Here is a 13,184-nt window from a genome sequence, read left to right as displayed (position 1 = left end):
CACTCGCAGGCGCATGAGCGTTACCACGCGCCACCGTGGAAATGAGGGCACCACATGTCCCTGCAAGACGACCTGGCAGCTGTCCAGCGCTGCCTCGACACCTTGGTCCAGTCGGTGGAACGGCTGGAGCAGCAGGTCGGCGGCGGCAGCCTGGAGATCAGGCGGGTACGCACCGACACCGGCCACCTGCGCGAGAGCCTGGCCCTGCTGAGCGAGGCCGCTCCCACGCTGCGCCACCCCGAGCCGCGTCCCGACCTGGTGGCCATCCCGGACGACCCGTACAACAGCGCGCTGTGGACCGACTCGGACGACGAGGGCCTCGGCGCGAGCGACCGGCGCGCGCCCTGACGGCCGCGTCGCAGCGGCACGCCCCCGTCCTGTCCCGACTGCCCGCTCCATACGGAGTCATCGTTGGCCACTGGCACAGAACCCCAGCCCCGCACGGGCGTCCACGGCGTTCATGACGCCTCACGCGCCGCGATCACCGCCCGGCATCTGCGTACGGACCGCTGGTGGCTGACGCCCGCGGCGACCGCTGCCGGGCTGCTCGCCTTCATCGTCTACTCGACCTGGCGGGCCTTCGCGAACGCCGACTACTACGCGGCGCCCTACGTCTCGCCGTTCTACTCGCCGTGCCTGGCGGAGAACTGCGTACCGATGAAGGGCGGCCCCAACTGGGAGATCTTCGGCAGCTGGTGGGGCCTGTCCCCCGCCCTGCTCATCCTGATCTTCCCGCTCGGCTTCCGGCTGACCTGCTACTACTACCGCAAGGCCTACTACCGGGGCTTCTGGGCCTCGCCCCCGGCCTGCGCGGTCGCCGAGCCGCACAAGACGTACAGCGGCGAGACCCGCTTCCCGCTGATCCTGCAGAACATCCACCGGTACTTCTTCTACGCCGCCGTCCCCGTCGCCGGGATCCTCACGTACGACACCGTGCTCGCCTTCCGCGACGAGCACTACGCGTGGGGCCACATGGGGCTCGGCACCCTGGTCTTCCTGGTCAACATCGTGCTGATCTGGGCGTACACCTTCTCCTGCCACTCCTGCCGGCACATCGTCGGCGGCAGGCTCAAGCACTTCTCCAAGCACCCGGTGCGCTACCGGCTGTGGGGCTGGGTCGGCAGACTCAACGCCCGCCACATGCAGCTCGCCTGGGCCTCGCTGATCAGCGTTGCCCTCGCCGACTTCTACGTCTACCTGGTGGCGTCCGGTGCCTTCGACGACCCGCGGCTGTTCTAGACGACCGATTGACCGGCTGAAAGGTGCCTGATGACGCAGCTCGAACGGCAGGGGTGGGACGTCGTCGTGGTCGGCGCGGGCGGCGCCGGGCTGCGCGCCGCCATCGAGGCTCGGGAGCAGGGGGCCCGTACGGCGGTCATCTGCAAATCGCTCTTCGGCAAGGCGCACACGGTGATGGCCGAGGGCGGCATCGCCGCGTCCATGGGCAACGTGAACTCCGGCGACAACTGGCAGGTCCACTTCCGCGACACCATGCGCGGCGGCAAGTTCCTCAACCAGTGGCGGATGGCGGAGCTGCACGCGCGCGAGGCGCCCGACCGGGTGTGGGAGCTGGAGACCTGGGGCGCCCTGTTCGACCGTACGCCGGACGGGAAGATCTCGCAGCGCAACTTCGGCGGGCACGAGTACCCCCGTCTCGCGCATGTCGGCGACCGGACCGGCCTCGAGCTGATCCGCACGCTCCAGCAGAAGATCGTCTCGCTCCAGCAGGAGGACTTCCGCGAATTCGGCGACTACGAGGCCCGGCTGAAGGTCTTCCAGGAGTGCACGGTCACCCGGGTTTTGAAGGACGAGGAGGAGCGGGTCGCGGGGACCTTCTGCTACGAGCGCGAGTCCGGCCGCTTCTTCGTCCTGGAGGCACCGGCCGTGATCCTGGCGACCGGAGGCATCGGCAAGTCCTTCAAGGTGACGTCGAACTCGTGGGAGTACACGGGCGACGGGCACGCCCTCGCGCTGCTCGCGGGCGCGCCGCTGCTCAACATGGAGTTCGTGCAGTTCCACCCGACGGGCATGGTCTGGCCGCCTTCGGTGAAGGGCATCCTCGTCACCGAGTCGGTGCGCGGCGACGGCGGCGTACTGCGCAATTCCGACGGCAAGCGCTTCATGTTCGACTACATCCCCGATGTCTTCAAGGAGAAGTACGCGCAGTCGGAGGAGGAGGGCGACCGCTGGTACGAGGACCCGGACAACAACCGGCGTCCCCCCGAGCTGCTCCCCCGCGACGAGGTCGCGCGCGCCATCAACTCCGAGGTGAAGGCGGGGCGCGGCTCCCCGCACGGCGGCGTCTTCCTCGACGTGTCGACGCGCATGCCGGCCGAGACGATCCGGCGCAGGCTGCCGTCGATGTACCACCAGTTCAAGGAGCTGGCGGACGTCGACATCACCGCCGAGGCGATGGAGGTCGGCCCGACCTGCCACTACGTGATGGGCGGCATCGCCGTCGATTCCGACACAGCCGCCACCCGCACCGTCCCGGGGCTGTACGCAGCGGGCGAGGTGGCCGGCGGCATGCACGGTTCCAACCGGCTCGGCGGCAACTCGCTCTCCGACCTGCTGGTCTTCGGCCGCAGGGCCGGTCTGCACGCCGCGCAGTACGCGATCGGGTTCGGGGAGGGCACCGCACGTCCGCGGCCGGACGCCGACCAGGTGGACGCGGCGGCCGCCGAGGCGTTGCGCCCCTTCAGCGCGGAGGGACCCGAGCCGGGTGAGGCCGAGGGGCGCCCGCCCGAGAACCCGTACACCCTGCACCAGGAACTCCAGCAGACGATGAACGACCTGGTCGGCATCATCCGGCGCGATCCGGAGATGAAGCAGGCCCTGCAGAAGCTGGCCGGGCTGCGGGTACGCGCCCGCCGGGCCGGGGTCGAGGGCCATCGCCAGTTCAACCCGGGCTGGCACCTCGCGCTGGACCTGCGGAACATGCTGCTGGTCAGCGAGTGCATCGCACGGGCGGCACTGGAACGTACCGAGAGCCGCGGCGGTCACACCCGCGAGGACTGTCCGGCCATGGAGCGGGAATGGCGCCGGGTGAACCTGCTCTGCCGGCTGACGGACCCGTCCGGCGGCCTGGGGCTCGCCGATCCGGCGCAGGGCCAGATCTCGCTCGTACGGGAGACCACCGAGCCCATCCGTCCCGACCTGCTCGGCCTCTTCGAGAAGGAAGAGCTGGTCAAGTACCTCGCCGAAGAGGAGCTCCACTGATGAGCAGCTACACAGCGGCCTTCAGGGTCTGGCGCGGCGACGCGGACGGCGGGGCCCTGGAGGACTTCAAGGTCGAGGTGAACGACGGCGAGGTCGTCCTCGACATCATCCACCGCCTCCAGGCCACCCAGGCATCGGATCTGGCGGTGCGCTGGAACTGCAAGGCGGGCAAGTGCGGTTCGTGCAGCGCGGAGATCAACGGGCGGCCGAGGCTGCTGTGCATGACCCGGATGTCGGTCTTCTCGCGCGAGGAGACGATCACCGTCACGCCGCTGCGGGCGTTTCCCGTCGTACGCGATCTGGTGACGGACGTGTCCTTCAACTACGCGAAGGCGCGGGAGGTGCCCGCCTTCGTGCCGCCTCCGGGGGTCGCGGCGGGTGACTACCGGATGCAGCAGATCGACGTGGAGCGCTCGCAGGAGTTCCGCAAGTGCATCGAGTGCTTCCTGTGCCAGGACACCTGCCATGTGGTGCGCGACCACGAGGAGAACAAGGCGTCCTTCGCGGGGCCGCGGTTCCTGATGCGGATCGCAGAGCTGGACATGCATCCGCTGGACGCGGCGGCCGGGGCGGGCCTCGACCGCAGGAAGACCGCGCAGGACGAGCACGGGCTCGGCTACTGCAACATCACCAAGTGCTGTACGGAGGTCTGCCCGGAGAACATCAAAATCACGGACAACGCTCTGATCCCCTTGAAGGAAAGGGCGGTCGACCGCAAGTACGACCCGTTGGTCTGGCTGGGCGACAAGATTTTCCGGCGCACGGAATAGAGATCGCGCGGCTCGCGCTACATCCGTCGTACACACACGTACACGGACGAGACGGCGGGGAATTGACGCATGTGGAACGGTGACGCACTCGATCTGGACGCCTACCTGGCACACCTGGGGTACGAGGGGGACCGCTCCCCCACCCTGGAGACGCTGCGCGAACTGCACCGCGCGCATGTGCTGAACGTGCGCTGGGAGAACCTGGAGGCGGTCCTGCGCGGGGGCGTCCCGCTCGACCTCGCCTCGCTCCAGAGCAAGATGATCGGCAACCCGCGCGGCGGCTACTGCTTCGAACACGCCTCGCTGTACGCCGCGGCCCTGGAGCGGCTCGGCTTCACGTTCTTCGCGGTGCTGGGGCGGATCAGGATGGGCTCGCCCAAGATGCTGCCGACCACGCACGCGATGATGATCGTGGAGATCGACGGGCGACGGTGGCTGAGTGACGTCGGCTTCGGGGCGAGCCCGCTGGAGCCGATCGAGCTGATCGAGTCGGCCGACGGGACCGAGACCTCGGACGGCGTCTGGGCGTACCGGCTGCGGCGCGGCGAGGTCACGCCGGGCGCGCAGGGGTGGACGCTCTACCAGCCGGCGGACACAGGCGCGGCCGAGGGCGACGACACCGGTGACGGGTGGATGGAGCGGCACACCTTCACTCTCGATCCGCAGTACCCGGTGGACTTCGGGATGGCGAACCACTTCATCGCAACGAGTTCGCACTCCCCGTTCAGCTACCGGCCCTTCATCCAGCGCGTACACCCGGACCGGCTGCACATCCTGGACAACCGCACCCTGACCACGGTCAGGCCGGGCGTGGGCGGGAAGCCGGACGCGCGGGAAGTGCGGGAGCTGGAGCCGCAGGAGGTACCGAAGGTCCTGTCGGACGTCTTCGGAATCGACCTGACCCCGGACGACACCGCCCTGCTCCTGACGAAGCTGGTCTGACCGCCTGGGCTCCGCCCCGGGCTCCGCTCCTCACCGCCGGACGGGCTGAACAATGAGCCCGTCCGGCGGTGGGGGCACGGCGCCCGTGCGGCGGGTGAGGGCGGCGCCCGTCCGCAGCGAGGCACGGCGCCCGTCCGGTCGCGGGCCACCCATCGCGGACATAGCCTCACAAACGTGACGCGAACCGCCACCGCCCGGGTCCTCCTCAGCACACTGCTGGCCGCGTCGTGCCTAGCCGTGCCCGCCGCCCGGGACGCCCGCGCCGACGACCCCATCGGCCTGTCCCGCGACGGCCAGATCACCGACAAAGTGGGCGCGCTCGGCGACCGTACGAACGACGTCGAGGCCGCACTGGACCGGCTCTACGACACGCGCCGCATCCAGCTCTTCGTCGCCTACGTCCGTGACTTCTCCGGGAGGTCCGCGCAGAGCTGGGCCGACGACACCGCCCAGCGCAACGGCCTCGGCCGCGACGACGCGCTGCTCGCCGTCGCCACCCACGACCGGCAGTACGCCTACTCCGTCGACCAGGACTCCCGCCTCACCGACGCCGAACTCGACGACGTAGCCAGTACCGCAGTCGAACCCGCACTGCGGGAGAACGACTGGGCGGGCGCGGCGATCGGCGCGGCGAACGGCTACGCCGCCGTGCTCGCCGGGCAGCCCGTCCCGGTCCCCACCATCACCCCGGGCCCCGCCGACCCGGGCGGGGGCCCGGACGACGGCGTGAGCGGCGCCGGTGACCTGGTGCTGCCCGTGGTCGTGGTCGGCGCGGCCGGTGCGCTGGCGGCGTACACGTACGCCCGGCGCAGAAGGCGGTCGAGCACCCGAACCACCCCCGCGCAGGCGCCCGGGGAAGTCCGGGAACCGCAGACCCCGCTGCCCGAGCTCGACGCTCAGGCCAGGCGGGAACTCGTCGCGGCGGACGACGCGATCCACACCAGCGACGAGGAACTGGGCTTCGCCTCCGCCCAGTTCGGTGAGGAGTCGGCTCGCCCCTTCGCCGAGGCGCTCGCATACGCCAGGAACGAACTGGTCGTCGCCTTCCGGCTGCGCCAGCAGCTCGACGACGCCCTGCCCGAAGACGACGCCACGCGCCGCCGCATGCTCGACGAGATCATCGCCCGCTGCACCGAGGCCAACCGCCGGCTCGACGCCGAGTCGGACTCCTTCGACCAGCTGCGGGCGCTGGAGCAGAACGCCCCACAGGCGCTCGCCACCGCCGAAGCCGCCTTCCGCGACCTCGTCGGCCGTACGAGCACGGCCGAGGCCATGCTGACCGCCATGCGGCAGCGGTACGCCGACTCCGCCGCCGCGCCCGTCACCGGCCACGCCGGGCAGGCCAAGGACCGGCTGGCCTTCGCGACCACCAGCCTCACCGAGGCCCGGCAGGCCGTCGACGCGGGCGACACCGGCAAGGCTGCCGTGTTCGTACGGGCAGCCGAAGGCGCCGTCGGCCAGGCCGCCACGCTCGTCGACGCCGTCGACCGCCGCGCCCGCGAGCTCGCCGAGGCGGCGGGCAAGCTCCTCGGGGCGCTGACCGAGACCGAGACCGACCTCGCCGACGCGCGCGGGCTCCTGGAGGGCGGGGGCGCGACGGCGGACCTCCAGGGGCGCATCGCCCGCGCCGAGTCGGTCGTCGCCGACGTACAGCGGGAGAAGCAGTCGGGGAGGTACGACCCGATCGACGCCCTGCGCCGCGTCGAGGAGGCCGACGCGGTACTGGACGAGGCTCTCGCGGGGGCGCGCGAGCGCGAGACGGCGGGACGGCGGGCCCGCGCGCTGCTCGACCAGGCCACGCTCACCGCCCGCTCGGCGATCGGCGCGGCAGCCGACTACATCACGACGAACCGGGGCGCGGTCGGCAGCCAGGCCCGCACCCGCCTCGCGGAGGCGCAGCGCCACCTCGAACGGTCGGCGGCGGTCGCGGCGTCCGACGCGCCGGGCGCGCTCGCCGAGGCCCAGCAGGCGGACGCGATGGCCCGGCAGGCGCAGAGCCTGGCCGAAGACGACGTACGCGGGTACACCGACCGGCTCGGCGATGACGGCGGCGGCTTCGGAGGCTTCGGCGGCGGGATCGCGGGCGGAGCCGGCGCGGGCGGCGGCCTGAACGGCGCCGTGCTCGGCGGCATCCTCCTCGGCGAGCTCCTCGGCGGCGGCCGGAGCCGCGGAGGCTTCGCAGGCGGCGGGGGCGGCGGCTTCGGACGCGGCCCCGGCAGCTTCGGCGGCGGCGGGACGCGGGGGCGCCGAGGCGGCGGCGGCCGGTTCTGACCCGTACCGACAGGCCCGTACCCCCGACTCCACACGCCACGCCCCACACCCCACGGAGACCAAGGAGACGCGCATGACGAAGCAGACCGTCCTCGGCCGCGTGACCCAGCTCGCGAGGGCCAACATCAACGCCCTCCTCGACCAGGCCGAGGACCCGCAGAAGATGCTGGACCAGCTGATCCGCGACTACACCGGCAACATCGCGGAGGCCGAGGAGGCCGTCGCCTCCACCATCGGCAATCTGCGGCTGCTGGAGCTCGACCACAAGGAGGATGTCGAGTCGGCCAGGGAGTGGGGCATCAAGGCGCTCGCCGCCAGCCGGAAGGCCGACGAACTGCGCGAGGCCGGGCCTGCGGCGGAGGCGGACCGGTTCGACAACCTCGCGAAGGTCGCCCTCCAGCGCCAGCTTCAGTCCGAGAAGGAGGCCGACGCGGCCGAGCCGGTCATCGCGATGCAGACGGAAGTCGTCGACAAGCTCAAGGCCGGCCTGGTCCAGATGAGGACCAAGCTCACCGAACTGACCTCCAAGCGCGACGAACTGGTGGCCCGCGCCAAGTCCGCCGAGGCGCAGAACCGGATGATGGACGCCGTGAAGAACATCGACGTCCTGGACCCGACCAGCGAGCTGAGCCGCTTCGAGGAAAAAGTGCGCCGCGAGGAGGCGAGGGCCCTGGGCAAGCAGGAGCTGGCCGCCTCCTCGCTGGACGCCCAGTTCGAGCAGCTGGACAGCCTGGGCGACGCCGCGGAGATCGAGGCCAGGCTGGCCGCCATGAAGACCCGGTGACCGGTGTCAGAACAGGCTCAGCAGCTGATCGACGGTGAGCTCGCTCTTGTCCGCCTTCCCCGTCGGCAGCGCGAGTTCGAACCAGACCGTCTTTCCGCGCGGTGTACGCCGCGATCCCCACGCGGCGCTGAGCAGCCCCACCAGCTGGAGCCCGCGCCCGCCCTCGTCGGTGTCGCGGGCCCGGCGGCGCCGCGGCTGCACGAGCCCCGCGTCCCACACCTCGCACACGAGCGTGCGGTCGAGCAGCAGCCGGAGCCTGATGTCGCCCTCGCCGTACCGCAACGCGTTGGTGACGAGCTCGCTGACGAGCAACTCCGTGGTGTCCACCAGGTCTTCGAGCCCCCAGGTGACGAGCTGCGCCCGCGCCAGTTCCCGCGCCCGGCCCACCGAGCGCGGCTCGCGCGGCAGCGACCAGTCGCCGACCGACTCGGCGGGCATGCCCTGGATGCGGGCCATGAGCAGGGCGATGTCGTCCTCGCCGTGCCGGGTGTCGAGGGTGTTCAGTACGTGGTCGCAGACGTCTTCCAGAGGACGTACGGGATCGGCGAGCGCGGCGCGGAACGCCAGCAGCCCTTCCTCCAGGGGATGATCCCGTGACTCGACGAGGCCGTCGGTGTAGAGCGCGAGCAGCGCACCCTCCGGCACCTCGACCTCGACCTCCTCGAAGGGCTCCCCGCCGACTCCGAGCGGCATGCCCGGCGGCACGTCGAGCAGCAGCGCCTCCTCGCCCGGCTCGACGAGGACGGGCGGCAGGTGTCCGGCGTTGGCGAACGTACACCGGCGGGTGACCGGGTCGTAGACGGCGTACACGCAGGTCGCGAGGTAGACCTCGGACAGGTCGGCCTCCCGCGCCTTGTGGGCGGCGCGGGAGGCGTGCTGCGCGCCGCTGGGTGTGCCGAGGCCGCGGGCGATCTCGTCGAGGGCGGAGAGGACTTCGGCGGGTTCGAGGTCGAGCAGCGCCAGGGTCCTTACCGCCGTACGCAGTTCGCCCATGGCGACGGCCGCGCGCAGGCCGCGTCCCATGACGTCGCCGACGACCAGGGCCGTGCGGTGGCCCGGCAGTTCGATGACGTCGAACCAGTCGCCCCCCACCTCGGTCGCCGTGTTGCCCGGCAGGTAGCGGCAGGCGATGTCGAGCCCGGCGGCCTCGGGGTCGCCGGGTGGCAGCAGGCTGCGCTGGAGGATCAGTGCTCGCTCGTGTTCGCGCCGGTAGAGACGGGCGTTGTCGATGCAGACGGCGGCGCGGGCGGCGAGCTCGGTGGCGAGAGCCCAGTCGCGCTCCCCGAAGGGCTCGCTGCCCTTCGTACGGGAGAACTGGGCGAGGCCCACGACGGTGTCGTGGGCGACCATCGGCACGGCGAGCGTGGTGTGGACGAGGCTCCCGTCCTCGCCGGGTACGGCCTGGACGCGGGCGGTGCGCAGGGCGCTCGCACAGGGCGAGTTGAAGGGATAGCGGTGTACGGCGCCCACTTCGGTCGGCCCGGGGTCGTCGCCGTCGGCAACGCATGCCGGTGCGGACAGCGGGCCTTCGGAGACGGCGCTGGCGAAGGCGACGCGGCGGAGCTCCGCGCTGCCGTCGGCCCGGCCCGGCGGGGCCTCGTCCCCGGCCAGGAGACCTTGGTAGAGGTCGACGGACGCGAGGTCGCAGAAGCCGGGGACCGCCACGTCGAGGAGTTCGCGGGCGGTGGTCTCCAGGTCGAGGGAGTTGCCTATGCGGGCGCCCGCCTCGTTCAGCAGGGCGAGGTTGCGGCGGGCGTCGGCGGCCTCGCGGGCGGCGACATGACGGCGGGTCACGTCAGTGGCGAGCCCGGCGACGCCGATGGGGCGGCCGGCTCCGCTGTGCACCCGGTAGAGGTTGACCGACCAGTGCCTGCGTTCCGTCTCGCCGGGGGCGGTGCCGACGATCTGCATGTCGGTGACGGCCTCGCCGGTCTCCAGGACACGCTCCAGGGCGGCGGTCATGCGGTCCGCCTCGGTGCGGCTGAGGTAGTCGTGCACGGTGCGGCCGCGGTGGTCCTCCACGGCACCGCCGAAGACGGTCGCGAAGCGCTTGTTGGCGCGCTGAACGGTGAAGTCCGTGCCGAACAACAGGAAGCCGAAAGGAGATTGGCCGAAAATGGCCTGCGAGGCAGCAAGATCGGTCTCTATCCGGCGTACGGCGCGTACGTCGACGACCAGGCAGAGCGCGGCCTGCTCACCGTCGGCCGTGACACCGGGCATCACGTAGATCTCCGCGACGCCGTGCGCCCGCGCCGCGCCGCCTTCGCGGTCGGGCATCCGGAACGGGACGAGGCCCGTCCACTCCTTGCCGTCGAGGATCTCGGAGAGCCGGTTGCGGCCGCGTACGCGCAGCTCGGGGGGCATGAACGCCTCGACCGGATCCTTGCCGACGACTTCGGCCGCGGGCAGGCCGAACAGCTCCTCGGCCCGCCTGCTCCACTGCTCGACCAGCCCGCCCGGGCCGACCGAGAAGGACGCGACTCTTATGTAGTCGTAGATCGAGCCGGGCGGGCTGTTCTGCCACATCACTTCGCCCGCTGCCGCTGATATCTCGTTCACGCGACCGTCCCCTCCAGCTCAACGCACCGGACCGGTCCTTCCCGCAGTATTCAGCACTACGGTCACAAGCGGCACGGCGTTCACGATCACAGCACGGTCTCGTTCCATTTCGGCCGGGGAAGGAGCCGCGAGGTGATCGTTGTCCCTTCACTCTTCTAACCAGGGAGAGCCAGCTCGAACCACACCGTCTTGCCCGTTGTGCCTCGGCGCGTACCCCAACGCTGGGCGGAACAGGCCACGAGCTGCAAACCGCGTCCTCCCTCGTCATCGGCGTCCGCGACCCGTTCCAGGGGCGGATCCGGAAGGGGGTCCGAGACCTCGACCACCAGTACGGGGCGCGCACCCGGGGTGTGGGCGTCGCCGCCGGGACGCAGGAGACGGACTCCGATCGGGCCGGAGGCGTACCGCAAGGAATTGGTCACCAGCTCACTGACCAGCAGTACCGTGACATCGCCGACGGTGTCGAGCAGGCCCCAGGCGCGCAGCGCGTCGCGGACCGCATGGCGGGCACTGCGGGCGGCGTCGGGCTCGGCAGGGAACGTCCACTCGGCGCAGTCGCCGTCGGTGTCGATCACGCCGACCACATCCCAGATCCCAGATCCCAGATCATCCGCAGACCCGCGTCCTATTTCGGGGGGTTAATCAGCACATACCCGATATAGGGCACTGGCTATCGCAGAGCCGCAAGCACTGTGCCGCGAACGGCGTACGGGGGTGGTCACGCACGCCCTGCGCCGACGGACCTCGCCAGGGCGCGTCAGGCCTGCGCGGCGGGCCCAGGCATGGCACTCAGGCGGCGTACCGCGTCGGCCACGGCAGGGCGGTCCTGCGGGAGCCAGTCCACGGCGTCCGCCTCGTCCGGACGGAGCCAGCGCAGGGCGTCGTGGTCCTGGAGGGGGGCAGGGGTGCCGGACAGCAGCCGGGCGGTCCATACGTGGAGGACATAGCCGGGCTTCAGCGGCCACTCGCCGGGGATGCGCTCCAGCACGTCCGTCTCGACGCCCAGTTCCTCGCGCAGTTCGCGCACGAGCGCCTGCTGCGGGGTCTCGCCGTGCTCCACCTTGCCGCCGGGCAGCTCCCAGCGGCCGGCCAGCTCGGGCGGGGCGCTGCGGCGGGCGGCCAGCAGCCGGCCCTCGTCGAACAGGGCGGCACCCACCACCACGACACGATCAGTCATGGCCGGAGCCTACGTCGTACGGAAGGGCCGGCCGCACGGCACCTGTGCGCCCCCCTGGGCACCTACTGGACGCTCTGGCCGATCCGCTCGACCCAGTAGAGCTGCTTGTGGCCGCGGTCGTCGAGGCTGTCTGCGATCTTCTGCGCCTCGGCCCTCGTCGCGTACCGGCCGACGCGATAGCGGTTGCCGTTGTCGTCCTGCCGTATGACCAGCCAGGGGAGCACAGCGCCGCTGTCGTTCATTGCGCGCCTCCGTCCGCCGGTGCACTCGCCTCTAAGGATCTCCAGGAAACCGCAATCCGCATATGCCCGAGCGTACGCCTGACCTTTACTCAGCGGATACGCTTTTACACAAAGAGGTACGCATCCAGCCAAGGCGAAGGGGGCGCACCCCGAAGAGTGCGCCCCTCTCCCCTTTCTCCGCGTCCCCGTGGCCCCGTGACGCCGTGGCCCTGCGCCCCCGTGCCCCTCCTTGGCCCCTTGACCGCCCACCCCTCACGCAGGGCCGCATCGCGCCCGCGCATCGGTCACTTCACGGGCAGGTGGTACGTGATCCGGTACCGGTCGGCGGGGACCACCACATCCGCCGTCTCGACCGCCATCCCCGACGCGTAGTACGTCCGCTCGATGACCAGCACCGCATGACCCGGCACGCCGCCGAGCCGCAGCAGCTCCTCCGCGAGTCCGGGACGCGCGCCGACCTCCTCGATGACGTTGTCCACGACGGTGCCGATGGCCGCCATCCGCTCGACGACGCCGCAGCCGGCCAGCGGTCCCTCCTCGGGGAGCATCACCGGCGTACGCCCCGTCACGGCCAGGGGCTCCCATGAGGTGGAGAGCATCATCGCCTCGCCCGCGTCCCTGAAGACGTACCGCGTGCGCATCACCCGGTCACCCTCCTGGATGCCGAGCCGCTTGGCGATGGAAGAAGTCGCTTCCTCCTGCTCGCTGCTGGACTCCCAGGTGCCGCGCGCACCGACCTCCGACTGCTCCTGACGGAACGGCGTCGAGGGCACGGTGCCCCGGTAGCCCCCGCGGGACACACGGCGCGGAACGGGCTGCTCCCGTACGTACGTACCGGACCCGGAGCGGCCTTCGACGAGGCCCTCCGCCATCAGGACCTTGCGGGCCTCCAGCGCCACGGTGTCGGAGACGCCGTACTCCTGGCGGATGCGCGCCTGCGAGGGGAGCCGGGTGTGGGGTGGCAGGGAACCGTCGACGATCTTCTGCCGTAGATCGCCCGCGACGCGCAAGTAGGCCGGCTGCTCACCGAATGTCACTGGCCACTCCCATCAGGTTGACACACAGCAACAGCGTGGCAACCGTGGGTTGTTGGCCGCAAGCGCAGGCCAAAGTTTCACCCGAAGTGATGACTTGTCTTTACGCAGGGGCTTACTGGGGTATAAAAGCCGGACCCCCGCACCGAGAGCCGTACAGCTTCGACCTTTCCTCCGCCTGCCGCA

12 protein-coding genes are annotated in these 13,184 nt (G+C 71.0%); 7 read left to right on the top strand and 5 right to left on the bottom strand.

All coding sequences use genetic code 11. From position 1 onward, the window contains the following. The first annotated feature begins 54 nt into the window (after nt 1-54). The 7 genes from ACWIHY_RS04050 (at nt 55) to ACWIHY_RS04020 (ending at nt 7,986) form a co-directional block, all read left to right on the top strand. Nucleotides 55-348 carry a hypothetical protein gene (locus ACWIHY_RS04050; protein WP_454374027.1) on the top strand — a complete coding sequence of 98 codons (294 nt, stop codon included), beginning with the start codon at nt 55-57 and terminating at the stop codon, nt 346-348. 63 nt (nt 349-411) lie between these two features. Then, nucleotides 412-1,239: a hypothetical protein gene (locus ACWIHY_RS04045; protein WP_454374026.1), complete on the top strand. Its 828-nt coding sequence runs from the start codon at nt 412-414 to the stop codon at nt 1,237-1,239. Nucleotides 1,240-1,269: 30 nt separating this feature from the next. Continuing rightward, nucleotides 1,270-3,219: a fumarate reductase/succinate dehydrogenase flavoprotein subunit gene (locus tag ACWIHY_RS04040; protein WP_454374025.1), complete on the top strand. Its 1,950-nt coding sequence runs from the start codon at nt 1,270-1,272 to the stop codon at nt 3,217-3,219. After that, on the top strand, nt 3,219-3,989 hold the full coding sequence (locus ACWIHY_RS04035) for a succinate dehydrogenase/fumarate reductase iron-sulfur subunit (RefSeq protein WP_454374024.1): 771 nt from the start codon (nt 3,219-3,221) through the stop codon (nt 3,987-3,989). The genes ACWIHY_RS04040 and ACWIHY_RS04035 overlap by 1 nt, the downstream gene beginning before the upstream one ends. Before the next feature lie 69 nt (nt 3,990-4,058). Beyond that, nucleotides 4,059-4,931, top strand: coding sequence for an arylamine N-acetyltransferase family protein (locus tag ACWIHY_RS04030; RefSeq protein WP_454374023.1), 873 nt, complete (start codon nt 4,059-4,061; stop codon nt 4,929-4,931). 174 nt (nt 4,932-5,105) lie between these two features. Next, on the top strand, nt 5,106-7,202 hold the full coding sequence (locus ACWIHY_RS04025) for a TPM domain-containing protein (RefSeq protein WP_454374022.1): 2,097 nt from the start codon (nt 5,106-5,108) through the stop codon (nt 7,200-7,202). 73 nt (nt 7,203-7,275) lie between these two features. Next, nucleotides 7,276-7,986: a PspA/IM30 family protein gene (locus tag ACWIHY_RS04020; RefSeq protein ID WP_454374021.1), complete on the top strand. Its 711-nt coding sequence runs from the start codon at nt 7,276-7,278 to the stop codon at nt 7,984-7,986. A 6-nt stretch (nt 7,987-7,992) separates the two neighbouring features. Here ACWIHY_RS04020 and ACWIHY_RS04015 read toward each other — a convergent pair whose 3' ends face one another. The 5 genes from ACWIHY_RS04015 to ACWIHY_RS03995 all read right to left on the bottom strand — a co-directional run bounded on the left by ACWIHY_RS04015 (nt 7,993) and on the right by ACWIHY_RS03995 (nt 13,001). Next, on the bottom strand, nt 7,993-10,512 hold the full coding sequence (locus ACWIHY_RS04015) for a SpoIIE family protein phosphatase (protein ID WP_454374406.1): 2,520 nt from the start codon (nt 10,510-10,512) through the stop codon (nt 7,993-7,995). Between the two features lie 188 nt (nt 10,513-10,700). Beyond that, nucleotides 10,701-11,129, bottom strand: coding sequence for an ATP-binding protein (locus tag ACWIHY_RS04010; RefSeq protein WP_454374020.1), 429 nt, complete (start codon nt 11,127-11,129; stop codon nt 10,701-10,703). A 173-nt stretch (nt 11,130-11,302) separates the two neighbouring features. Then, complete coding sequence (locus tag ACWIHY_RS04005; RefSeq protein ID WP_454374019.1) at nt 11,303-11,722, bottom strand: (deoxy)nucleoside triphosphate pyrophosphohydrolase; 420 nt, start codon at nt 11,720-11,722, stop codon at nt 11,303-11,305. 62 nt (nt 11,723-11,784) lie between these two features. Continuing rightward, nucleotides 11,785-11,964, bottom strand: a complete 180-nt coding sequence (locus tag ACWIHY_RS04000; RefSeq protein WP_454374018.1) for an SPOR domain-containing protein — start codon at nt 11,962-11,964, stop codon at nt 11,785-11,787. Nucleotides 11,965-12,248: 284 nt separating this feature from the next. After that, nucleotides 12,249-13,001, bottom strand: coding sequence for a GntR family transcriptional regulator (locus tag ACWIHY_RS03995; RefSeq protein WP_454374017.1), 753 nt, complete (start codon nt 12,999-13,001; stop codon nt 12,249-12,251). Nucleotides 13,002-13,184: the final 183 nt, after the last annotated feature.

It is taken from the genome of Streptomyces sp. NPDC055287, from assembly GCF_053646035.1.
This window is presented reverse-complemented; position numbering and strand designations above follow the sequence as displayed.

Excerpts from the sequence above, each read along its gene's own strand:
- ACWIHY_RS04040 (WP_454374025.1), top strand. The coding sequence starts at position 1,270 with ATGACGCAGCTCGAACGGCAGGGGTGGGACGTCGTCGTGGTCGGCGCG.
- ACWIHY_RS04030 (WP_454374023.1), top strand. The coding sequence starts at position 4,059 with ATGTGGAACGGTGACGCACTCGATCTGGACGCCTACCTGGCACACCTG.
- ACWIHY_RS04015 (WP_454374406.1), bottom strand. The coding sequence starts at position 10,512 with ATGTGGCAGAACAGCCCGCCCGGCTCGATCTACGACTACATAAGAGTC.
- ACWIHY_RS04000 (WP_454374018.1), bottom strand. The coding sequence starts at position 11,964 with ATGAACGACAGCGGCGCTGTGCTCCCCTGGCTGGTCATACGGCAGGAC.
- ACWIHY_RS04005 (WP_454374019.1), bottom strand. The coding sequence starts at position 11,722 with ATGACTGATCGTGTCGTGGTGGTGGGTGCCGCCCTGTTCGACGAGGGC.
- ACWIHY_RS04020 (WP_454374021.1), top strand. The coding sequence starts at position 7,276 with ATGACGAAGCAGACCGTCCTCGGCCGCGTGACCCAGCTCGCGAGGGCC.
- ACWIHY_RS04050 (WP_454374027.1), top strand. The coding sequence starts at position 55 with ATGTCCCTGCAAGACGACCTGGCAGCTGTCCAGCGCTGCCTCGACACC.
- ACWIHY_RS04035 (WP_454374024.1), top strand. The coding sequence starts at position 3,219 with ATGAGCAGCTACACAGCGGCCTTCAGGGTCTGGCGCGGCGACGCGGAC.